Genomic DNA, 22,709 nt, shown 5'->3' on the forward strand with positions numbered 1-22,709 from the left:
CGAAGTAGTTAGCGTCTCGCTTGTCATAAAACACGTTGAATCAAGGCGTTTTTCCCGTTTTCGAGCCATGCCGGTCGTCTGGCCAGACAAATTTCAGGCGACTCCTGCGGGTCTAGTGCTTACCGCATGATGACTGTCTGCTAGAGGTTTCATGAAACGTACGTCTGGTAAAACGCTTCCTGTGCTGCTTATTGTAGTCGCCGTGCTTGTCCTGGCGCGACTGGCAGCACCTTATGGTATCCACCGCTACGTAGAGCAGACGCTCAACGAAATACCGGGGTATCGAGCCACCATCGAAGACGTGGACGTCAGCCTGTTGAAAGGCGGCTACACGCTCAAGAACGTTCGGATCGAAAAGTCCAACGGTGCAGTGCCAGAACCGTTCTTCGAGGCTGAGCGCATCGATAACTGGACCCAATGGGGAAAGTTTGTCGATGCAAAACCTGTGGGACTGATGCACATGTATCGCCCGGTGCTGACCTTTGTACTAGCAGATAGCGAAAGTCATAGTCAGACTGGAATCGATTCGAGCTGGTTGCAACAGGTCGATGCCTTATCGCCGCTACCGCCGAATCAGTCGGAAATCCATGATGGAATAATTCAATTGATCGACAAGCGTCCAGAACGGCCCGTGACGCTTTACATCAGTAACATAGAGTCGGTTACTCGTAATCTGGCCAATGCAGACAATGTCGATGATCCGCTCTGGGCAGAATCAGAAATGACGGGTAATCCCATGGGGGCCGGCAGCATGACGACCCGCCTGCGTCTGGATGGTCTGTCGCCCAACCCGACGTTTGAGATGGACAGCGCAATCGATGATTTGCCGCTCAGCCGGCTGAATGATTTTTTCCGGGCTTATGCCAATATCGATGTAGAGCAGGGCACGCTGTCTTCACGAACACACGTCTCGGCGCAACAGGGTAACTTCACGGCCTATACGAAGCCCCAATACGAAAACCTCAAAATGGTTTCGCTGGAAAAGGACGTAAAGGAAAAAGGCGTCTTGGGCACTCTGAAGGAAGGCATCGCCAGTGTGGCGGCCAAACTGACTGATCAGGATGACCCACAGGATCCGGACGACGGGGTCACGTTGCGGTTGGCAGGCGTCATTAATGCGAATGAGCTTCGGCTCGATCCCAAAGCATCCTTCCGGCAGCAGTTTATCGACTCGGTGGTACCAGGGGCTCATTAGCCGGGCGGCAAGGCGAAGGGTGCTTTCGCCTTGCTTGCCAGTCACTGATCAATGCCCGCCAGGCCCTGCCGGATATCGTCGGTGCTGGCAGGACGGACCAGACGAGAGATTTCCTGGCCGTTTCGAAAGAAGATCAGCGTAGGCCAGAGCTTGACTTTGAAGGAGCGGCCTAGTCGCCGGCCGCTGCCATCCTCGATCTTGAGATGACGAATAGCTGGGTGATCCTGGAAGGCTTGCTCGATCAAAGGTTGTGCGGCCCGACAGAAGCCGCACCAGGGCGCGCCGAACTCGATGAGCGTGGCACCTTCGAGCGCATCGACCTCATTGCGGCTGGGCTCCTGCGCAGCATAGGTGGTGTTCATGGCCATAAAGGGACTCCTGAAACGTCAAGGGATACCTTACAGCAGACCACCGATCGCCAGGGAATATCTCGAAAGCCGTTGCCATGTCCTACAGCGGTATAGCAAAAGGCTTACACGGCATTACCACAGTTGGCGCTATGACGCTGCCGGGCCTGTGCGTAATCTACACATATCGGACAGCAGCGCAGGACGCGCTCATACGAAGGTCAAGGATGATGACCGAGCCAGGATGGCAAACTCGATAAGGACATTGAGTCCGGTCAGAAAACCCCGCTTAGGCGGGGTTTTTGTTTGCCTGCTAAAAAGTACCGCGCATGAAAAAGCCCGCCGAAGCGGGCTTTCCAGTATTACCGCGTTACAGCTTGAAGCGTGCCACCATGGTGTTGAAAGATGTCGCCAGACGGGACAGTTCCTGGCTTGAGGCGCTGGTCTGGTTAGCCCCTGCGGCAGTCTGGGCCGACAGGTCCTGGATGTTGACTAGATTACGGTCGACCTCCCGGGCGACCTGGGCCTGCTCTTCGGACGCACTGGCAATTACCAGGTTGCGCTCGTTGATCTGCGATACACCTTCGGTGATCCGGGTCAGCGCATCGCCGGCAGCAATCGCCAGGCTTTGGGTGTTAGTGGCCAGCGACTGGCTCTTCACCATGGCTTCTACTGCCTGATCCGCCCCGGCGCGTACCGTACTGATCATGCTTTCAATCTCTCCGGTGGAGGCCTGTGTGCGATGGGCCAGCGCACGCACTTCATCGGCTACCACGGCGAAACCACGACCCTGCTCACCGGCACGGGCCGCCTCGATCGCGGCGTTCAGTGCCAATAGGTTGGTCTGCTCGGCGATGGCACGGATCACGTCCAGCACCTTAGCGATATCGCGCACCTGACCAGCCAATGTGCCAACCTTGTCAGTGGAGGCGGTGATTTCCGATGTCATGACATTGATGGCCGTTACGGCTTCCTGTACCTGATTGCGGCCGGTCATGGCGTCCTGGCTGGTCGCTTGGGAAACTTCGGACGTCGAAACCGCGTTACGTGCCACTTCTTCCACCGCGGCGGTCATCTCGTTGACTGCCGTGGCGGCCTGCTGGATTTCGTCGTTCTGGCGAGTCAGTCCCTGGGTACTTTCCTCGGTTACCGCACTGAGCTCTTCGGCTGCCGATGCCAGCTGATGGGAAGCATGGGCAATTTCCTGCAGGGTGTCCTTGAGGCTGCCCTGCATATTGGACAGTGCCACCAATAGCTGGCCGGTCTCATCCTGGGTATGAGCCTGAATATGCTGGGTCAGATCTCCCTGGGCAATGCGCTTGGCGCTATCCACCGCCGAGTGCAGCGGACGAGTAATCATGCGAGTGATCAGAAGACCCAGACCAATGGCCAGGAAGAAGGCGATGATAATGCCCGTGAGCAGCGTCAGGTTGGCGCTTTTCTGCGTATGCATCGCATCGGCGGCACTTTCTTCGCTCTGCTTGATGTTGATGGCCAGAATGTTCTTCAGCTCGCCAACAGCCTTGCGATAAGCCGGATAGGTATCGCTGTTGGTTATCTTCACAGCGGTCTCAAGCTCCCCCCGACTCAGTGCCGAGATGACTTTGTCCACGCTGGCAGTATAGGCGGGCCAATCGTTGGCAAATTTGTCGCCTTCGGCCTTTTCCTCGCCATCCAGAGGGGTCGCTCGATAATCCACGAATGCTTTATCAACCGTCCCGCCGTTCTCTTTCAGCGAGTCCAGGGCTATTTGAACTTCGGCGGGCTCCGCATTCGTGGCCTTGAGTGCCAGCACTTTGTAGAGATCGCGGTTATGGGCAATGACGTTTCGGAAGAGCGTATTGACCGCCAGTACCGAGGCCAGATCGTTGTGGATCGCGTTGTCCAGATCATCGGAGAGCGAGTCGATGCTCTGTTTGCCCAACAGGCCGACCGCCAAGGTGATCAGTGCGCATAAAAGAAAGGCAATTAGCAACTTTGTTGCAAGTCTTGCATTGGCAAACCAGGCCATGGTGTGTCCCTGAAATAAAGGTGAGCGAGGTCTGAACACCATCGCTCTAGCATGAGTAATCAAACGTATTTAGTGGGCGTAGGGCATCGTTTAGCTGGGTTACGCCCATTGCTCACCCTTCGTCATACATCGACTGGAAGGCGGGAAACTTGAGTTGTAATGAGGGATGGTTGGCGAAATGCTGTTGAAAGGATGGCATTTATATCGCGCTGTTCTACAGTTCTTTAGTCAGACTATTTGCTTCGTCCTCTCTAGGGTGGGCGTTTGACGACTTCCTCTAACAATCACAATAAGGAATGCAGAATGGCTTTCGCGCGTCGCGAATTTCTTACTGTTTCACTCACCTCGGCCGCAGCGCTGGCGGCTGGCAGTGCGCTGGCAGCTACCAATACCCCCTCCGGCGATCCGTTTGGCCTCACCCGTGACTGGAACGGGACACCGGCTACCGTCATGCCTGATCCTGCCTGGGAGATTCATGACAAGGCATTTACCGGGCGGCTGGGCAATGCGATGGTAGAGCGCCTCTGGAGCGGCGGTCGCTGGACGGAAGGCCCCGTATGGATGGCGGATTGGCGCTGTCTTCTCTTCAGTGACATTCCTACCGGGCGAATCCTGCGCTGGAATGAGGATGACGGTCGCGTCACGGTGTATAGCGCCCAGTCCAATAATGCCAATGGCCATACGCGTGACCGAGAAGGACGGCTGATCAGCTGTGAGCACGATAGTCGTCGGGTAACTCGCCTGGAGCATGACGGCACAATCACGGTACTGCTGGACGTGTTCCAGGGCAAGAAGCTCAACGCGCCGAACGATGTGGTCGTTGCGGCTGATGGCGCCGTCTGGTTTACCGATCCGGGCTATGGAATCCTGGGGGCATACGAAGGCCATAAGGCAGACTTTGAGCTGCCGACCAATGTCTATCGCATCGATCCGCAAAGTGGCGAGGCCCAGGTGGCCGTGGGAGATTTCCAGCGTCCGAACGGTATCGCGTTCTCACCCGATGGCAAGCGCCTGTATGTCAGTGATACGGCTGGCGGGGGTGATCCGGGCAAGCCCTGCCACCTGCGGGCGTTTAACGTGGGCGAGGGCGGCAAGCTTGATGGGGGGCGTGTCCTGATCGATGCAAAGAACGGTGTAATCGATGGATTCCGCTGCGATAGTGATGGCAATCTCTGGTGCAGCTGGGCTGGAGATACGGCTAACAACAGTGTTCGCGTCTTTTCGCCTGAAGGTCAGCCACTGGCTACCCTGCATCTGCCGGAAACAGTGTCCAATGTGGAATTTGGTGGGCCTAAGGGCAACCGCCTGTTCATTACGGGTGGGCAGTCACTCTATGCCACCTATGTGAATGCAACCGCTGCCCGTCGCAGCTGAGCGGCATGAGGTTGGCCAAGCGCAGAATGCCGTCGCGCCTGGCCAAAGAATGTTACAGGCCGAACGGGTAGGTCTCGTCTGCCGAGCCTGCCGCTTCCGAGTCGCCCAACGGCGTAACGGCCTGGGTTTCCTCAATCCAGACGAAGGCATCGAACTGATCGGCCAGTACCGTTTCGAAGTAGTGGCTCATGCGCTCGGTTTCAGGTCGGTAGATGACGCCGATGGCGCGGTTGAGATTTAGCTCACCCAAGGCCTCACGCAGATCCTCTCGCCGGAAGTCCCGCCAATCAGTAAGAGACACCGGTACACCCGCCTTCAGGAAGCGATGTTCCCAGCTGTCGTGACGGGAAGGACGAACCTGCTTGATATACATCTCGCCATCCCAGTCGTCTGCTGCCGCGACGGTTCCCCGGTCAGTGCCCATACCAATCAGGACGGCCTCCCGCTCGTAGGCGCTGCGGCACAGCTGACCAATATTGAATTCACCGCGCCAGCCCATGGCAGTCGCATCGGCATTACCCACATGGGAGTTGTGTGCCCAGACAATGGCCTTTGCCTCCGGGCCACGGTGCTCCAGAAGGGTTTGCAGGGTATCGAACATATGTCGATCACGTAGGTTCCAGGAGGCGACCGATCCGCGGTACATCGCCCGATAGTATTGCTCTGCCGCCCGGACCACTCGAGCGTTCTGCTTGGCGTTGAACAAGTCTTCTTCATCCTGCGCAAGCTCTTCAAGCCGGGTGGAGAGCAGGCTGTGCAGCTGGTTGACGACTGCGTCTTCGCAGGAGTCCTTTCCGGCGCGCTCTACCAGATGACCATAGATAGCCGGCTCGTCCTGCCAACGGGAAAGACAGCTATAGCGCTCCCGGGCCTGCTTCGCTAATTCCGGATCGGTCTTGCCCAGGTAATCCAGCACCTCGGCGATGGAGTTGCGCAGGCTGTAGACATCCAGGCCACGAAACTCTACTCGGTCCTCAGGGGCCCGTTGCTCGTTATAACCGCGTAGCCATTGTGTAAAGGCCTCTACGTCCGTATTACGCCACATCCAGGTGGGGAAGCGCTTGAAGCCCGTTGCCTTCCAGTCATCGTTTGTTCGCCCGCGCACGTAGCGATCTATGTAGCCGGCGTCCGGCCAGTCCGCCTCGACGGCCACGATCGAAAACCCATGGTGCTCGATCAGGTGGCGGGTGATGGCGGCGCGGGTCTGATAAAAATCAGATGTGCCGTGACTGGCTTCGCCGATCAACACCACCCGTGCATCGGCGTAGCGATCGAAGAGAGGGCCAAAATCAGGGCTTTCCAGGTCCGGAAGCGGTTCTGCATAGCGCCTGAGCATGTCGATCGTGTGTTGATCCGAGGTGGATGATCGACGCAGGAAGCGTTGCAGTCGTTCTTTGGCCGGTGCGCTCATGGTTGTTACCTCGCGAATGCAGTGAGGCCCTTTATCCATGGGCGGTAGGGTGCGGTCATGCCTATATCAGAGACAGGGCTCGGCAGGGGGATGTTCCAGCCATGCGACCAACGCACTGGCGTCCAAACCAGTCATCGGCAGGGGCTCCGCTTCGTTGCGACATTGTTACAGACGCACGGTCAACCGAATTCATCCTGCAATCACGAGGAGGACCTCTATGTCATCCAATGTCGAGGTGTTGGACCGAACCATTCAGCAAACGAACCTGTGGCTTGACGATATCGCCACGCACCTGGGCGCTCCTGATCGACAGACGGCTTATCATGCCTTGCGCGCTGTACTGCTTTCGGTACGAGACCGTATCGGAATCGATAACGCGGCTCACCTGGCTGCCCAGTTGCCCCTCATGATTCGCGGTATTTTTTATGAGAACTTCCATCCGGCGGGCACACCCACCCAGGAAGAAACCCAGGACGCCTTCCTGAAAAAGATCAGCAGCCTTGTATCGCCCTCAATCGATCTGGATCCGCACAGGGCGGCCAAGTCGGTGCTACGTGTCCTGTATGAGCGTATAGACCCAAACGAAGTCGCCAAGGTCGCCAGCCTGTTCCCCATGCCGCTGCGTAGCCTTTGGCCGGAAGACACCGGTGTGCCCGGCACTCGGGAAGGGGAAGCGTAAGATGCACATCAACGTTGAAGAGCTGGACCAGTCCGTAAAGCAGGCCTTGCAGTGGATCGCGGACGTCGATGAGCGCATGGGAACTCGAAACCGGCGTCTTGCCATGACCTCTTTGCAATGCACGCTGCAAGCGGTCCGTCGGCAGCTCGACCCTGATCAGGTCGCGCGTCTGGCCAAGTGTCTACCCATTCCATTGAAGGGGGCCATGTTCGAGAACTGGCGCCCAGCAGCACCTAGTCCGGCTACAAGCCGTAGCGAGTTTTTGGGCCGCATTGAGGAAACCGTTTTTCGCAACCTCGACATTTCGGTCGAGCGCGGCGTCAAGGCGTCCCTTGAAGTGATGTGCAAGAGGATACCGGCTGAAGTCGTGGCCGAGTTTGCCGGACGCCTGCCATTCGACCTGCGCAGTTTATGGAGCAACGAGCCCTTGCCCTATCCAGGACACGGAGCGGTTTGAGTTTTTTCAGGTAATTGACCCAATGCTGCTCAAGTTCTGGAAAACCGCGTCGATACAGTGATCAGGCAGGCAGCTTTCCACCCTCCTTCGCTGCCTGACTTCTTTTTCTGCCCCACCTGTTGGGGCTTTTTTTTGCCCGTTAAAAGGCGCAGACCATTGCGCTCAGGACAACAGGCAGAACGCTGTACTAGTGGCTCGCGGCTCCTCTGCGGCCCGCCCACATCACGCACCACAGTGGGAGGGGAAGGGTAGTGATCAGCAGAACCCACAGCAGGGTGTAAACCGAGTCGACGCCTTCGTTTTGCAGGTTGATGAACAGCTTGACTGGAATCCCCTGCGGGAAATAGCTAAATACCAGCACGATGCCAAACTCGCCTATCACCCTTACCCAAGTAATGGCCAGTGCAGCGGCCAGCCCGCGGGCTGCCTGGGGTAGGGTGAGCCGCAGAAAGATCTGCCAGGCACAGGCCCCCAGCGTTCTACCGGCTTCTTCGGTCTCGACCGGCACCTGCTCAAATGCCGAGCGAGCCGACAGTACAAAGTAGGGGAGTCCGCCGTAAATTTGTGCCAGGACAAAGGCGGCTGCGTTGTTATTGAGTTCAAGGCCAATGGCAGAGAGCACTTCCCCCAGCGAACCATAGGCTCCGTAGGCAGATACCAACAGGATACCCAGCGCCAGGGGCGGCGCCAGCAGCGGTACGAGAACAGCCACTTCCACTGCGCCTCGCCACACGGATCGAGTTCTGGCCAGCCATACGGCCAGAGGCAGGCCAAGCAGAATGATTAACGGCAATGAGATAGCGCTCATACCCAGTGATACGGCCACTGCCTGGCCATCGCCATAGGCAAGGTGAAAGCCTGACCAGGGCGTGACCAGTACCAATGTCATGAAAGGGATGATCAACAGAAGGACCGCCGGTATCCCCAACCAGAGCGCGTTCAACTCAGATCGACCCACCTTTCGGGCGGTCATAACCGTTTTTCTCGAACAGCGCCTGGCCTTCCGGACTCTTCATGAACGCAATGAATTGTTGAGCCTGTTCAGGATGAGGTGCGTTTTTTAACACGGCGGCATAGAACACCAGCGGCTGGGTATGGAGTGTCTTGCGCTTGCCTTGCGGGTCGGTAATCTCGAAGCTGGCTTGGTTGTACCAGTCTGCCTCCATGGCCGGATTGCTCAGATTGATCTCGTCCGGCAACTTGACATAGGGCAAACCGGCTGAGCGCGTAGCACTTTCATAGCCGGAGGCTGCGTCGACCTGACCGGCTTCCAGCCGCGTCAGCAGCCCACCTTCGGCAAATACCTGCTGCGGATTTCGCGTGTCGCCCAGTACCTTTTCAGCCAGATCAGGCTGATGGTAATACCGGCTGGCCAGCATCAGCGTGAAGATAATGTTTTGTCCCTGGGGGTCGGTTACCGGATCGGTGCGGCCAAAGCGCAGTGATGGTGTCTGCAGGACTTTCCACCAAGGAGTCGCCTGCGTCGGATTTTCACTGGCGGCGCGAAATGCCTCGGCATATTTTCCCTTCGGGTTGTAGGCGATCACCATACTGGTACTGGCGACCGGTTCGGCGGTATCGACCAGCCCGGCCTTTTGCAGAACGGCAATCGGCCCAGGCGTGATGGATACAAAAACGTCCGCTACCACTTTCCTGGACGCCAGCAGATTGGCCATGCCATAGGCGCCCTGGCCTTGTCCCTGGTAATTGACCTGTTCACGTTGCGCGAAAGCCGGGCCAAGCGACTTGTCCATCACCACGCCCATCGACCCTGCATAGGTCACACGAAAATCATCAGCCGCATGGGCGGGGGAGGTCGAGAAGAGGAGCGACACAAGTGTAACGCCCAGCAGGCGTGAAGGAATAAGAGCTTTCAGAGTGAGGTTCATCATGCATAATCGCTATATAGTTAGCTATATAACGATATGGATTTTCAACGCGCTGTCAATGAACGTGACGGCGCTAGCGCTGAACGTGCTTGAGGCCACCTGTTCGAAAGCGGTTGGAAGAGCACCTTTTTGCAGGCAATAAAAAACCCGCCGAAGCGGGTTTTGCTGACCATACTCGACATCCCTGGCAAGCTGCCATCCTGGCGTGGTCATTCATCCTTGATCTCCCTGAGCGCTTCCTGCGCTGCAGTCCGATGTGTGTAGATTACGCAGGATAAGGCGCGGGCAATAGCGCTGACTACAGGCATGCGATGTAAGCCTTTTGCTATTGCGTGAGTAAGACGCCTGTAAGTCGACCGTTAGGGCTTCTTCTCGTCAGAGGCTCTGGCAGCGGGTGCCAGTTCCTGCTTGACGCCCTGCTCGCTGGCAGGGCTGGACACGGCGCCTTGCGCCTGCTCGTTGGTAGGCTGACTGCCAGTCTTGTTGTCTTCGGAAGTCTTTTCACAGGCGGCCAAGCCAAGTGCACTGGCCAGCAAGACGGCAGAGGCAAGAGTCTTGTGCATGATGTTGTCCTCGGATGGGTGCGTTATTTCGAGCCTGCACCCGGAGGCGAGTTCCTGAGCGATCCTCCGGCACTTTCGTCCATCTGCTTTAATGACGTAACGACGAATAGAGGGAATGCTGCATGAGAATCGCATGGATACTACTGTTGGTGACAGTGGCAGGATGCTCGAAAGTGTCTACCCCAACGGAGTCCGCAGATACCCCGGACTGGTTAAAGGCCAGGATCAAGTCGTTACAGGCGCTGCCTGAGGCCAATCCGCCCAGACGTATTTTCAGGACGACGTTTGAGGGAGAGACCGCTTATTACGTTTCTCCAGCCTGCTGTGACATACCCAGTGAACTCTACCGGGTTGACGGTACGTTATGGTGTTATCCCAGCGGTGGCATCGCCGGTGGTGATAGGCGCTGCCCTACGTTCAGTCTGGATCGCCAGCGCATGGAGCCTCTCTGGCAGGACGATCGATCCTCCAAGGCCAGCCGCACGCCTGCCAGGAACTAGGGTGCCGTTTTACTCTTGAGCTTGAGCATCAGCAAAAGTGATTGCCCGCGTACGGATCCTGGCGGCTACGGCCTTGAAATACCGTTTAGCTGATCTATTCCTCAGAAATATTCTAGACGGCTGTGTTTGTTTTGGCCTGTGGTAGACTAGCCAACTCTTTGTTTTTAAAGGAAATCAAGAGGCATGCCCATGCCGAATCGGTATAGGGCAGATAGGAGCGGCATTAGACGGTAGTGTCTCGTCAGCCAATGATGGCCGCCTTTTTGCGCCAATTCTCTTTTTCTGGCGCCTTCCATTACAACGCCAAAACTAGAACAACGGGGATATACATTCATGTCCAAGCCCAAGCTTAGTCTTGCCTGGCAGATTCTCATCGGTCTTGCCCTGGGAATTGCAGTCGGAGCGCTTCTCAACCACTTCAGCGGCGAAAAAGCCTGGTGGATCGACAATGTTCTCAAGCCAGGCGGCGATATCTTCATTCGCCTGATCAAGATGATTGTCATACCCATCGTGATCTCCACCCTCATCGTAGGCATCGCCGGGGTAGGGGACTCGAAAAAGCTGGGGCGCATCGGCCTCAAGACCATCGTGTATTTTGAGATTGTCACCACGATTGCCATTGTGGTGGGACTGATGCTGGCCAACTTCTTCCAGCCTGGCTCGGGAATCGACATGTCTACCCTGGGTACGGTGGATATCTCCCAGTATCAGAAGACCACGCAGGAGGTTCAGCACGACCATGCGCTCGTAGCGACCATCCTCAACTTGATTCCTTCCAATATCTTTGCTGCGGTGGCCCGTGGCGAGATGCTGCCCATCATCTTTTTCTCGGTGATGTTTGGACTGGGCCTGGGCGCGCTACCTGACAGTACGCGTGAGCCCGTGGTTCGTGTGTTCCAGGGCATTTCCGAAGCCATGTTCAAGGTTACCCACATGATCATGCGCTACGCGCCCATCGGTGTGTTCGCGCTGATTTCGGTAACCGTGGCCAACTTTGGTTTCTCCTCGCTGCTGCCGCTGGCCAAGCTGGTGATCCTGGTTTATGTCGCCATCCTGTTCTTTGCCCTGGTGGTGCTGGGGCTGGTGGCCAAGCTGTTCGGCTTCTCGGTCATGAAGCTGATCCGTATCTTCAAGGACGAGCTGATCCTGGCGTATTCCACGGCCAGTTCCGAAACCGTACTGCCGCGTATCATCGAAAAGATGGAAGCCTATGGTGCGCCCAAGTCGATCAGCAGCTTTGTGGTTCCGACAGGGTATTCCTTCAATCTGGACGGCTCGACGCTGTATCAGAGCATTGCCGCCATTTTCATCGCCCAGCTCTATGGCATCGATCTGAGCCTTGGTCAGCAGCTTCTGCTGGTCCTGACCCTGATGGTGACCTCCAAGGGCATCGCCGGTGTACCGGGTGTGTCCTTCGTGGTGCTGCTGGCTACCCTGGGCAGCGTGGGTATTCCATTGGAAGGTCTGGCATTCATTGCCGGCGTGGACCGCATCATGGACATGGCGCGTACGGCCCTGAACGTGATCGGTAATGCCTTGGCGGTTCTGGTCATTGCCCGTTGGGAAGGTTTGTACGACGCTGAAAAAGGCGAGCGTTACTGGAACTCCCTGCCGCATTGGCGTCATGATAAGACGCAGGCATACGGCAACATGACCAAGTCGGATATTGCACAATCCTGATCGAAAAGAAGCCGCTGAAAAGCGGCTTCTTTTTTGGGTGCAGATTGGTGACCGGCCCGTTTTTCGTCTGTCAGGATACCTTGCTGAGCGAGATGAACCCGATGTTTTCCAGGGCCGAAGCGATCATGGCACCGGTTTCTTCGAGTTGGCTGGCAAGGTCATCGCTCGAAACCCGCATTGACCACTCTTCCTCTTCAAGCGGCGGCCAGGGTTGTTCAGGGCTGGCCTCTACCTGATCCACTGCATTCAGGAAGGCACCTAGGTCTGGCAGGAAAACGGTATAGCCATCCCCCTTGAGCGCCATGGTACGAATGCCCAGCAAACGGCAGATTTCCGCCTTTGCGCCTACTTCTTCGCGGTCCGCCTGCCGGGAGCGCTCGATCAGAGCTGCCAGCTCTGTATCCATGAGGCGCCCCCCATGAATCAGCTCAGGGCCGGACTGCCAGGTTTCAGGCGCGCAGTCCTTTAAATCCGGGCGCAGCGGAATATGCGGATTGATTTCCATGGGGTAGATCCGGCAGACCAAGGGGCGACGCTCATAGATCGAACAGCGATTACTGTCGTCCAGGTTGCGGCACGGGCCAACGTTATACGCGGCGAAGGTGATAGAGACGTAGGCCTGTGTATTGCCGCAACGAACCGGTAGCGAACGGCGTTGTACATGCTCACGCTGGTTGACAGGCACTCCGTAGCCATTGTCCAGAAAGCCTTCGACCAGAATGATCAATTGGCCGCCATCGGTTGCCCAGGCCTTGGCTTCCTGAAGCGTCAAAGGGACGTGATGATCGTTGCAGCACTTGCCGCAGCCGTTACAGGCGAATCGAGTATTCATGTCGGACCCAGAACTGGTTGAACGAGCGGCGGAAAACAGGCACCGCCGCCAGGAAAACCTCTTCCGAGCAATTAGCGCGCCAGCCTTGCAAGGGCTGGCGAACCTGTTAGTGCTCGATCATCTCGCGGATACGAATGGCCAGCTTTTCCACGGCAAAGGGTTTGGTGACCATTTCCATACCGGGCTCCAGAAAGCCGCTCGCCAGCGTCGCGTTTTCAGCATAGCCGGTGATGAACAGAACCTTCAGGTCGCTGCGTAGCTCGCGGGCGGCATCAGCCAGCTGGCGACCGTTGAGGCCGGGCAAACCAATGTCGGTGATAAGCAGATCGATAGGCTGGGATGACTGAATGATCTTGAGCCCGGACGGTCCGTCATGGGCTTGCAAGGCCTTATACCCCAAGTCCTTGAGGACCTCGACGATCAGCTCGCGAACAATGGGCTCGTCCTCGACAATCAGCACCGTCTCGCCGTGCTCGGTGCGGTAGGCGTCGGTCAGGCCTGTTTCTTCACGATCCTCTTCGTGCGAGCCCTGAAAACGCGGCAGATACAGTTTTACCGTCGTACCGATGCCCACTTCAGAATAGATAGTGGCATGGCCCTCGGACTGACGAATGAAGCCATAGATCATCGACAGGCCAAGCCCCGTACCTTGCCCGATGGGCTTGGTCGTAAAAAAGGGATCAAATGCCCGCTCGATGACTTCCCTGGGCATGCCGACGCCGGTATCGGTTACGGAGATGCACACATACTGTCCGGGCTTTATGTTGCGCTGGCGTGACGTATAGGCCTGATCCAGATGGGCATTGCAGGTTTCGATCACGAGACGGCCGCCGTTGGGCATGGCATCGCGCGCATTGATCGCCAGATTGAGGATGGCGCTTTCCAGCTGGTTGGCATCGCACAAGGTGATCCACAACCCGCCAGCAGTGACCATCTCCATCTGAATGCTCTCGCCCAGGGTGCGATGCAGGAGGTCTTCCATCGAGACGACCAGCTTGTTCACATTGACGGGCTTGGGGTCCAGCGGCTGTCGGCGTGCAAAGGCCAGCAGGCGGTGAGTCAGCGCGGCTGCCCGGTTGGCAGAGGTCATCGCGGCCTTGGCGTAACGCTCGATAGCCTCGACACGGCCCTGGGCTAGGCGGGTCTGCATGATATCGAGCGAGCCGATGATGCCGGTCAGCAGGTTGTTGAAATCATGGGCGATGCCACCCGTCAGCTGTCCCAGCGCTTCCATCTTCTGCGACTGACGCAAGGCTTCTTCAGCCATTCGCAGCGCTTCGGCCTGCTCCTTTTCCGCGGTGATTTCTCGACCTACGGCATGGATGAGCGTGCCATCCGGAACGGCAATCCAGGACAGCCAGCCGTAGCTGCCATCCTTGCGCAGGTATCGGTTTTCGAAGCGCATGGTGGTGATTCCCTTGGCGAGACTTTCTGTCTCGGCCAGGGTGCGCTGCCTGTCATCAGGATGGGTAAAGTCGAAGTAGGAGCGGCCAATCAACTCCTTTTCGTTCCAGCCAAACAGTGTTTTCCAGGCCGGGTTGGCCGCCGTAATGGTGCCATCGAAGCGGGCCACCAGCATGACGTCTGTTGACAGTCGCCACATCCGGTCCCGGTCGGCGGTGCGTTCGGCTACCTGCGCTTCCAGTGTCTCGTTCAGCTTGCGCAGTGCCTGCTCCGCCTCCAGGCGCTTGAGTACGGCCCCGGCCGCGCGCGCCAGCGCTTCAAGCGTAGCAATCTCGGCCGGTTCAGGCGTATGGAGTCTGGCCCAGTACGCGCCGATGGCAGCGGTAGCGCGTCCATCGCTGACCAGGGGTACCATCACAAGACTCTTGATGAAGGTAGGCGTGTAAAAGCGTTTGATCAGCCTCGGATCATCCTGCACATCGGGAATCACTGCTGTTTCCAGGTGAGTCATGGCCCAGCCGGAGATGCAGTCGGTGATGGCGAACCGTTGACCCTTCCACAGCGGTTCAGGCGTGATCTCGGCAGCGTAGAAACACTGATCGCCTTCGCGCAGCACAATCGCGACTCCATCAGCATTGGAAAGCCGACGTGCTGCATGACTCACGATCTCGATCAGCTCCTCCAGTGTGTGGGCGGAAGGTGCTTTCTCGATGGCCTCAGACAGCAGCTCTAGGCGGTTGCTGCGCTCATGTGCCAATTGCTCGGCCCGCTTGCGTTCGGCCAACTCGTTCTGGGCCTTGCGGAAGAGACGGGCATTGTCGATGGCAATGGCCGCCTGACCGGCAATGCCATCCAGCAGGTATTCGTGCTCTTCGGTAAACATGCCGGGCTCGGCGTGGCCAAACAGCATGCCGCCCAGTACCTCGCCGGAGCGTGAAACCACCGGGACGGCCAGATAGCTGCGCACTGGCAAATGCCCTTCAGGCATTCCAGCATGGGGGGCGCTTTTTCCGTAACGGGGGTCCTGGGTGATGTCATCAGAGCGTACGATGCCCTCGCCCTTGAAGGTTGGCGCAAAGACGGCGGTGTTACGCGGCATGGGAAAATCAGCAAACGCTTCGCGCGGTACACCCGACAGCGCATACAGCATGTAACTTTCACCCTGCTCGTTCAGCACGTTGTAGAAGAACGCGCCGAACTGCGCATGAATCAACGCAACGGCTGCATCGGTCGCTTCCTGCACCAGCTTGTCCAGGTCCAGTTCGGCGGCCAGGCGGGCACCAATCCGGTTGAGAATTTCAAAGCGATCCACGTCTGGAGTGAGCGCATCCTGCGGCATGATTGAATTGAGTTCGACATCCAACATGTAAACGGCTCTACAACGGGGCAGGCAGAAACAAAGCCGCCGGCTAGCGGGACCTTGGGTATATGAGGAGGATGTTGGGCTGCTTGACGTGGCTTCGCTCTGTTAAAAACAGGCCGCAGGGCGCGCGTGGGCGATCAAGGCGCGCAGCTACTCATCAGGCTTACCAACAACTTCATCTACAGCCGATGGGCATTGGGCGCGGAATCTACTGGCAGGAGGGGAGGCTGGCAATACAGATCTGACGATCGTCACAGTTTTATGGTCTCAAACCATTTCGTTGTCAGGTGGGGGATGGCCTCCAAAGAGGCCATCCAGATGCTTAGAAGCGCAAGGTCAGGTTGGCTTTGACATTCTGATCAGTGGTATCGCTGCTGAGCTGACCACCATAGCTGATCCCTACGCTGACCGTTTCATTCAGGGCCATATCCACTGCACCCTCGATAACGGCTGCGTTGCGAGCAATCGGTGCGCCTTCCAGGGTGAATGTATTGCCACCCTCGAACGCTGCCTTGTGCTCGGGCGTTACGTCACCAAAGGCATGCCGCCATCCGAGGGTTGCGCTGGGCTTGAGTTGTACCCTGCCAACCGACGCCGTAGTCGATGCACGCAAGCCCAGAGTGCTGAAGGTCACGTCTGTATCCTGGGATTTGTTATCCAGCGCCAGGGCACCGCTGCGCTCATGGAAACTGTCGGTATGCACTCGGACATGGGCAAGACCCGCGAAGGGCTCCAGCGTCACCTGATCCTGCCTGATCAGATAACCCAGTTCGCCAAACACCTGCGTGGTGCCTGCATCATAATTAGGCGACAGCCGATCGGCACTGCCCAGAACGGACAGGGTGCGCTTGGCATCAATGTCATGCCAGGTGTGCGCCGCGCCCAGCTTCAGGCTCAGGGCATCCCATTGGGCGCCGGCGTACAGACCCAGATGATAGTTGTCGCTCTTGGACGAGCCCGAGGTGTGGCGCAGGTCGAAGTCACTGTGGCTATAACCTGCCAGCGCGCCCAGGCGCCAGGTATCGTTAAGCGGTGCATCAGCGCCGAACAGGATGCCGGTGGTGTGCGTATCCAGACCTGAGACGTTATGTGTGCTGTCGGTCTTGCCCCAGGCGCCAAGGGCTTGCGTCCAGACCACACCTCTAGCGTTATCGCCCATCAGGTTCTGCATGCCCGGCGCGGTATCAGCTGCCGAGACCTGGGCATTATGCAGGCGATCCGTCATGGCGTTACGGACCAGACGGCTGTCCTCGACCAATGCTGTCTGGGTAGAGGCGTGCAGTTCATTCGACAGCGCACGGAAGGTCTGCTGCGCCGTCGCCGTGTCCAACTGTGCCACCTGATCCCACAACGCACTGCCAGCTACGACGCTATCCAGCCCGGCCGCAACGGCACGCTCGTTACGGGTCGTGCCCAGGGAGGCAAAGGCAGTGCTGTTGCGCTCCAGCGCCAACTCAACACCATTGGCAGAGTAGCTGAGCGTGGGCGTCAGGAAGGCATAGTTGGAGGTGACGTTGGCAAAGGTGCCGGTAACCCCGCCATTGGCTGTCAGGATGGAATAACGCGTCAAGGGTTGCCAGTTGCCGCTCTGGACCAGCGACAGCGTGCTGTTATCGATCGTGGCGCTACCGGTCGCGACGATGCGATCCGTCTGGCCGGCCTCGTTGGTTTCAACCTGATAGACCGCTCCATTGGCGAGCGTGACATTACCGTTCACGTTCAACTGTCCGGCGGAGTTTCCGGGCGCGACGATGCCGCTCTGGGCCACGACGAGGGTGCCGACCGTACCGTTGCCACCCAGGGTCGCGCCCTGGTTGACGGTAACGGCAGAGTTGGCGAGGCTGCCGTTCACGGCCAGGCGGCCTTCGTTGACTGCTGTGGTACCCGAAAAGCTGCTATTGCCGGTCAGGTCCAGCGAGCCGGCTCCGGTCTTGATCAGCGAGCCGTTACCGGCAAGGGTGTTGCCCATCGTATCGTCGACGGACTGGTCCAGCACAAGGGTGGCGTTGTTGGTGATGGCACCGCTGCCAAACGCGCGGGCATAGCCCCTGAGCGTACCGCCATTGATCGTCGTGCCGCCGGTATAGGTATTTTCGCCACTTAGCGTCAGCTCCCCGGTGCCATTCTTGATCAGCCCACCGCTACCGCTGATGTTATTTCGCCAGGCATCCTTGGCGTTGAAGCCGCCGAGGCTGGCATCCATGTTGACCGTTACGTCGGAGGTGAAGGCCCCGTAGCCATCACCAGCCGCCAACAGGTTCAAGCGGCCATAGCCGTTGGACTCATCGATGACCACATAGCCGGACGAGATTTCGGTACTGGCCAGCACATCACGACGCTGGCTGGCGTCCAGATAGGGGAAGCGGGTTTCCAGCAGCACTTCGGCATTGACCGGCACGACGGGCGCAAGGTCTGTCGGGCCTACCGGCGCAAAGCCATAGGTCATGCGTGAGGTATACAGCGCCTTGTCCTGCGCATGTTGCGAGAAGCGGTCCGTTGCCGGGTCGATTGGATCCATGCAGTTGTTGATATCGCCACCGCACTGCTCGGTGAAGTATGCCTGCGCCTGCTGAAAGGCCTCATTGCGAAGTTGGGCGTTATTGGTGAGGTTGTCGATCGCAAAGTAGGTCGCGGTGATACGGCCGCCTATTACATCGAACGGCGAATGCATACCTGCGACGATCCGGTTGTTACCTACCTCCGAGGCGCGCAGCATCAGCTCTTCGAAGCGCTGCGGGATGGCATAGCTCAGGGCAATCGAGGAAAGATAAGCCGCGTTGGTATGTCCACTGGGAAAGCCGCCGTCCGTTTCTGGAGTGCTGCTGCGAGCCGGCCGCAGGGAGGGCTGAATAATCTCTTCCTGGGTCTGGCGCCAGGGGCGAGGGTACTGATAGGCATTCTTGGCGGGTGTAGTGGATGCATCGTTGCGCACCGCACCAACCAGCTGAACAACCTTGCCCAGGGCGGATGAGGTCTCGCCTGCACCGTTGCCCTTGTCGTCGTATTTGACGGTCTGGTTGGAGTCGTCGAACGTGGTGATGGTGGTAAAGGCACCGGAACCTGCACGGTATGCGTCCGCCAGTGAGCCCAGCCCATCGATGGCGCTGTAGCTCTGGTTGCGACGGTCATCGTAATAGGCTGCGATTTCCTGCTCACGTGTCCGAGTATGGGAAAGGTCCACAACATACTGAACGTTACGCTGAAGAATCGGTGCCCCCAGTGCGGTCGGCGTACCGGTATTCCACGTGGCGCCGGGTGTCCAGAGCGTGTTGAAGCCAGACAGCAGGTCTACACCGTTGATGGCGTTGTTATCGGCACGACCGGCCGCTTGTACTGATGCAGCCAACAGGGACAGAACGAACGATGAAGCGACCACACACGAGCTGACGTTTGACGGTCTCACTAACGACTCCTTTCATGTATCCGAAGCTTTACGAAAAGGTACAAAGCGGTACAAAGGTCGAGGAGCGTACGTAGCCAGCTTTTCAGTTCTGTGGCGGGAACATGACAATTGGGTTGTGCGATGACGTTTAGGCGGCCATGAAAAAGCCCGGTCTAGACCGGGCTTCATGCTGACGCAGGCTGATTACTGCTGACCGAATTCGCGCGTCAGGTGCGCCTTGTATTCGGCCTGATGGCGCTCGATGTCGGGCGCCTTGATGACATCATTCGCCAGATAGGTCGGCAGGGCCTCAAGGCCTACAAACTGCTGTGACTTGTGGAAGGGGAAGTACACACCGTCCACACCTTTGCCTTCAAAGAAGTTACCCGGCTCGTCGAACGCTTCACGCGGTGCGTTCCAGGTCAGGGACAGCATGTAGCGACGGCCCTGCAGCAGGCCACCGGTGCCGTACTGCTTGGTGGGATCGCTACGGGTACGACCGTCGTTGGCATATAGCGAGCCGTGGCCGGCGGTCAGGACCTCGTCTAGATACTTCTTGACGGTCCAGGGGGCGCCCATCCACCACCCCGGCATCTGATAAATGATGGCATCAGCCCACAGGTACTTCTGGACTTCAGCCTCAACATCGTAACCCGACTCGATCACGGTTTCCTTGATGGTATGACCCAGCTCGCTCAGATGGCCCACAGCCAGAGTGTGCAGGGTTTCGTTATAACGCCCTGCGGAATGGGCGAACGATTTGCCGCCATTGATCAACAAGATATTCATGAAAGCTCCCACTTAAACGGGTAGGGCGCAAAAGGGGTGCGCCAGAAAGCGGTACAGTGTCCTCCGCACATGCTTGTCGTTAAAGTAGATAAACTGGAAAAGATAATTGATTTGAAATCAAGAATGACGGGCGAAGGCAGGCATGAAAACCACGCTGGAAGAACATCTGGTATTCAAGACCGTTGTCGAAACGGGTTCTATAACCGCAGCGGCCGACCAGTTGGGACAAACCGTTTCGGGCGTGAGTCGCGCTCTTAGCCGCCTTGAGCAAAAGCTTGACACCACACTGTTACGTCGCACGACCCGGCGTCTGGAGCTTACCGATGAGGGACGGCATTTCCTGACCCAGGTCCGTGCCATCCTGGCCTCGGTCGATGAGGCCGAGGAGCAACTGGCGATCCGCCGGCAACGGCCGGCAGGCCGTTTGCGGGTAAATGCGGCACCGTCTTTCATGTACCACGTTATCGTGCCGTTGATGGGCCTGTTCCGTGAACAGTATCCCGGCATTACGCTGGAGCTGGACACGAATGACCGCTTCATCGACCTGCTGGAGCAGCGCACGGATGTTGCCATCCGGATCGGCGAATTGCGTGACTCTACTCTGCACGCGCGACCGTTGGGGCAGAGCCGGCTCAGCCTGCTGGCCAGCCCGGACTACCTGAATAGGCATGGGACACCGCTTGCTGTCGCTGACCTGCATAAACATACCTTGATCGGTTTCAGCCAGCTTGATCACCTCAATCAGTGGCCGCTACCAAACGAGCGAGGCGCTACGCTGGCGGTTTCGCCCGATATATCCGCCTCAAGCGGGATGACGATTCAGGCATTGGCACTGGCCGGACAAGGAATTGTGTGCCTGGCGGACTACATGACACGGTCGGCTCGCGAGCAGGGTCTGCTTGTTCCGATCATGAGGGATCAGGTGCAGGACTCCTTTCAGATCATCAATGCGGTCTACTACCGCAATACCCAACTCTCACTGCGGATCACGCTGTTTCTGGACTTTATTGCAGAGCATTTGCGCGAGCGCTTGTAGCGTCTGTCGACCGGTAGCGATCGCTGTTCAGGCACTTCGGCCCGAATACAGCCTCCTAATAAAATGTTATCCAGAACAGGTGATGCCTATGAGCAACGCCTGTCCGTGCCTCGAAGGAGTTTGCCATGTACCGGATCGGCTTTGCCTGCAATTACCGCCATCCCGACAGAAGCCTGCCTGCAAAAGAGATCGAAGCCATCGAGCGGCTCTACAATGGCAAGACCACCACGCTACGTTGGCTGTCCAGCCAGACAACCGAGGCGGCCGAAGAAAAGCTGCTCTATGTGATCGAGCACAATCTTCAGGCCCAGATGCGTCTGTTGCAGTATGTCAATTCCTTGCCGGTTCACCTGCACATGATGCGCATGAGCAGCGATATCCTGCCGTTCTACAGCCATCCCAGTTATGCCTATTTCTACGACTCCACGGCTATCCGGGATTTCATCTCCGAACAGTTCCAAGGTATCGGTGACTATGCGCGTACCCATGACATTCGCCTCTCCATGCACCCGGGGCAGTATTGCGTGCTGGCCTCGGATAACCCGGATACGGTGGAAAACAGCATCCGCGAATTTGAATACCACGCCGATATGATCCGCATGATGGGCTATGGACGGCAGTTTCAGGATTTCAAATGCAATATCCACATTGCGGGCAAGCTGGGCGTCGAAGGCATCCTGCATATCTGGCCGCGCCTGTCAGACGTGGCCCGCAACTGCATAACCTTTGAGAACGAGGAAAAGAAATACGGTGTTGACGCCTGCCTTGAACTAGCCGACCACGCTCCGGTCGTTCTGGATATCCACCACTGCTGGATTCACGAAGGTCGCTACATCGACCGTCATGACCCACGGGTAAAGCGCATCGTCGAAAGCTGGCGGGGCGTACGTCCGGCCATGCACTACTCACAGTCCCAGGAAATGTTGATGGAGCTGGGCATCTCGGCTGACGAGAAGATTGAAATGGAACAGCTGCTGACTAAGGTCAACAAGCGTGACCTGTATGGTCACAGTGACCGGATGTGGAACCGCTGGTGTAACGAATACGCCAAGTCATTTCTGGACGAGTTCGACATCATGTTCGAAGCCAAGCACAAAAACCTCGCCGTGATCGATTTCTACGAACAATACATGGTTCAAAAAGCTGCCTAGGTCTCAAACTTGGACACTCTCCGGTTTCTGGCCTGCAAAGCCCCGTAAGCTGGCTATAGTCACTAGAACAATAATAAGAGGAGCACTGCCATGCCTGAACTCGCCCGTCGTGAATTCTGGAAAGAACTCCAGCCGATTCCGAACAGCTTGAAGCCTGATGCCAGGCCTGAGGTCTACATTGAGGACGCACCGACAGAAGACGAGCGCTATTACGTGCCGTTTACCGATACCGTCTCGAGTCGCCCGTTATGGATCTCGCCCTCCGAGAACAAGTGGTGCGATGTCCTCATGGCCAAACAGGCGGGCCTGGTGAACCGTCATTACCATCCCCATGAGGTTTTTGCCTATACCATCTCTGGAAAGTGGGGCTACCTGGAGCATGGCTGGACGGCCAGAGCCGGCGACTTCGTTTACGAAACGCCTGGCGAGGGGCATACGCTGGTGGCTTATGATTATGATGAGCCGATGCGGGTCTTCTTTATCGTCAAGGGCCCTCTGATCTGGCTGGATCAGGACGGCAACGCCGCGGGCTATTTCGATGTACACGACTATATCAAGCTCTGCCGGGAGCATTTCGAGCGCGTCGGTATCGGCGCAGATTACGTCGATACCTTGTTCCGCTAGGTAAAAGCGCCCTGCGATCCTG

19 protein-coding genes and 1 pseudogene are annotated in these 22,709 nt (G+C 57.5%); 9 read left to right on the forward strand and 11 right to left on the reverse strand.

Going from position 1 to position 22,709, the window contains the following annotated elements:
- The first annotated feature begins 151 nt into the window (after positions 1-151).
- Positions 152-1,195 (forward strand): DUF748 domain-containing protein, encoded by a 1,044-nt coding sequence (locus B3729_RS10325; RefSeq protein WP_286787815.1) that lies wholly within the window; start codon positions 152-154, stop codon positions 1,193-1,195.
- A gap of 41 nt (positions 1,196-1,236) precedes the next feature.
- On the opposite strand, the gene B3729_RS10330 is transcribed toward B3729_RS10325, so the two are convergent.
- From B3729_RS10330 to B3729_RS24790, 3 genes and pseudogenes are all read right to left on the reverse strand, one after another.
- Entirely contained in the window at positions 1,237-1,563 is a 327-nt protein-coding gene (locus B3729_RS10330; protein WP_019366033.1) for a thioredoxin family protein, read from the reverse strand.
- Positions 1,564-1,912: 349 nt separating this feature from the next.
- On the reverse strand, positions 1,913-2,776 hold the full coding sequence (locus B3729_RS24785; RefSeq protein ID WP_409438611.1) for a methyl-accepting chemotaxis protein: 864 nt from the start codon (positions 2,774-2,776) through the stop codon (positions 1,913-1,915).
- Positions 2,771-3,595: pseudogene (locus B3729_RS24790) on the reverse strand (MCP four helix bundle domain-containing protein); the annotation flags it as partial. The pseudogene B3729_RS24790 and the gene B3729_RS24785, both read right to left, overlap by 6 nt.
- Before the next feature lie 261 nt (positions 3,596-3,856).
- On the opposite strand from B3729_RS24790, the gene B3729_RS10340 reads away from it, so the two are divergent.
- The gene (locus B3729_RS10340; protein WP_286787817.1) at positions 3,857-4,927 is read left to right on the forward strand and encodes an SMP-30/gluconolactonase/LRE family protein; all 1,071 of its coding nucleotides are present in this window, start codon (positions 3,857-3,859) and stop codon (positions 4,925-4,927) included.
- 52 nt (positions 4,928-4,979) lie between these two features.
- Here B3729_RS10340 and B3729_RS10345 read toward each other — a convergent pair whose 3' ends face one another.
- Positions 4,980-6,338 carry an erythromycin esterase family protein gene (locus B3729_RS10345; RefSeq protein WP_286787818.1) on the reverse strand — a complete coding sequence of 453 codons (1,359 nt, stop codon included), beginning with the start codon at positions 6,336-6,338 and terminating at the stop codon, positions 4,980-4,982.
- A 217-nt stretch (positions 6,339-6,555) separates the two neighbouring features.
- Between B3729_RS10345 and B3729_RS10350 the strand changes: the two genes are divergently transcribed.
- Positions 6,556-7,017: a DUF2267 domain-containing protein gene (locus B3729_RS10350; protein WP_074822112.1), complete on the forward strand. Its 462-nt coding sequence runs from the start codon at positions 6,556-6,558 to the stop codon at positions 7,015-7,017.
- A 1-nt stretch (position 7,018) separates the two neighbouring features.
- The gene (locus B3729_RS10355) at positions 7,019-7,474 is read left to right on the forward strand and encodes a DUF2267 domain-containing protein (protein ID WP_010795753.1); all 456 of its coding nucleotides are present in this window, start codon (positions 7,019-7,021) and stop codon (positions 7,472-7,474) included.
- A gap of 187 nt (positions 7,475-7,661) precedes the next feature.
- Here B3729_RS10355 and B3729_RS10360 read toward each other — a convergent pair whose 3' ends face one another.
- The 3 genes from B3729_RS10360 to B3729_RS10370 all read right to left on the reverse strand — a co-directional run bounded on the left by B3729_RS10360 (position 7,662) and on the right by B3729_RS10370 (position 9,926).
- The gene (locus B3729_RS10360) at positions 7,662-8,447 is read right to left on the reverse strand and encodes an ABC transporter permease subunit (RefSeq protein WP_219651072.1); all 786 of its coding nucleotides are present in this window, start codon (positions 8,445-8,447) and stop codon (positions 7,662-7,664) included.
- Complete coding sequence (locus B3729_RS10365; protein ID WP_258019708.1) at positions 8,419-9,366, reverse strand: extracellular solute-binding protein; 948 nt, start codon at positions 9,364-9,366, stop codon at positions 8,419-8,421. Before B3729_RS10365 ends, B3729_RS10360 begins: the two co-directional genes overlap by 29 nt.
- Before the next feature lie 356 nt (positions 9,367-9,722).
- Positions 9,723-9,926, reverse strand: coding sequence for a hypothetical protein (locus tag B3729_RS10370; protein WP_010795748.1), 204 nt, complete (start codon positions 9,924-9,926; stop codon positions 9,723-9,725).
- A 122-nt stretch (positions 9,927-10,048) separates the two neighbouring features.
- On the opposite strand from B3729_RS10370, the gene B3729_RS10375 reads away from it, so the two are divergent.
- Together B3729_RS10375 and gltP are read left to right on the forward strand one after the other, a co-directional pair.
- The gene (locus B3729_RS10375) at positions 10,049-10,426 is read left to right on the forward strand and encodes a DUF6970 domain-containing protein (RefSeq protein ID WP_219651073.1); all 378 of its coding nucleotides are present in this window, start codon (positions 10,049-10,051) and stop codon (positions 10,424-10,426) included.
- Positions 10,427-10,759: 333 nt separating this feature from the next.
- A complete protein-coding gene (gene gltP / locus B3729_RS10380) occupies positions 10,760-12,106 on the forward strand; it encodes a glutamate/aspartate:proton symporter GltP (protein ID WP_010795746.1) in 1,347 nt (448 codons plus the stop codon).
- 70 nt (positions 12,107-12,176) lie between these two features.
- Here gltP and B3729_RS10385 read toward each other — a convergent pair whose 3' ends face one another.
- From B3729_RS10385 to B3729_RS10400, 4 genes are all read right to left on the reverse strand, one after another.
- On the reverse strand, positions 12,177-12,938 hold the full coding sequence (locus tag B3729_RS10385; RefSeq protein ID WP_010795745.1) for a YkgJ family cysteine cluster protein: 762 nt from the start codon (positions 12,936-12,938) through the stop codon (positions 12,177-12,179).
- A 106-nt stretch (positions 12,939-13,044) separates the two neighbouring features.
- Positions 13,045-15,708, reverse strand: coding sequence for a GAF domain-containing protein (locus tag B3729_RS10390; RefSeq protein ID WP_219651075.1), 2,664 nt, complete (start codon positions 15,706-15,708; stop codon positions 13,045-13,047).
- Positions 15,709-16,027: 319 nt separating this feature from the next.
- Positions 16,028-19,108 (reverse strand): autotransporter domain-containing protein, encoded by a 3,081-nt coding sequence (locus B3729_RS10395; RefSeq protein ID WP_286787819.1) that lies wholly within the window; start codon positions 19,106-19,108, stop codon positions 16,028-16,030.
- A 183-nt stretch (positions 19,109-19,291) separates the two neighbouring features.
- Complete coding sequence (locus tag B3729_RS10400; protein WP_286787820.1) at positions 19,292-19,876, reverse strand: NAD(P)H-dependent oxidoreductase; 585 nt, start codon at positions 19,874-19,876, stop codon at positions 19,292-19,294.
- A gap of 142 nt (positions 19,877-20,018) precedes the next feature.
- On the opposite strand from B3729_RS10400, the gene B3729_RS10405 reads away from it, so the two are divergent.
- The 3 genes from B3729_RS10405 (at position 20,019) to B3729_RS10415 (ending at position 22,687) form a co-directional block, all read left to right on the forward strand.
- Positions 20,019-20,912, forward strand: coding sequence for a LysR substrate-binding domain-containing protein (locus B3729_RS10405; RefSeq protein ID WP_286787821.1), 894 nt, complete (start codon positions 20,019-20,021; stop codon positions 20,910-20,912).
- A gap of 125 nt (positions 20,913-21,037) precedes the next feature.
- Positions 21,038-22,063: a UV DNA damage repair endonuclease UvsE gene (gene uvsE, locus B3729_RS10410; RefSeq protein ID WP_010795740.1), complete on the forward strand. Its 1,026-nt coding sequence runs from the start codon at positions 21,038-21,040 to the stop codon at positions 22,061-22,063.
- 90 nt (positions 22,064-22,153) lie between these two features.
- Complete coding sequence (locus tag B3729_RS10415; RefSeq protein ID WP_010795739.1) at positions 22,154-22,687, forward strand: 2,4'-dihydroxyacetophenone dioxygenase family protein; 534 nt, start codon at positions 22,154-22,156, stop codon at positions 22,685-22,687.
- The last annotated feature ends 22 nt before the right edge of the window (positions 22,688-22,709 follow it).

Source organism: Pseudomonas sp. UBA3149 (assembly GCF_002364655.1).
Taxonomy (GTDB): Bacteria; Pseudomonadota; Gammaproteobacteria; order Pseudomonadales; family Pseudomonadaceae; genus Chryseomonas; species Chryseomonas luteola.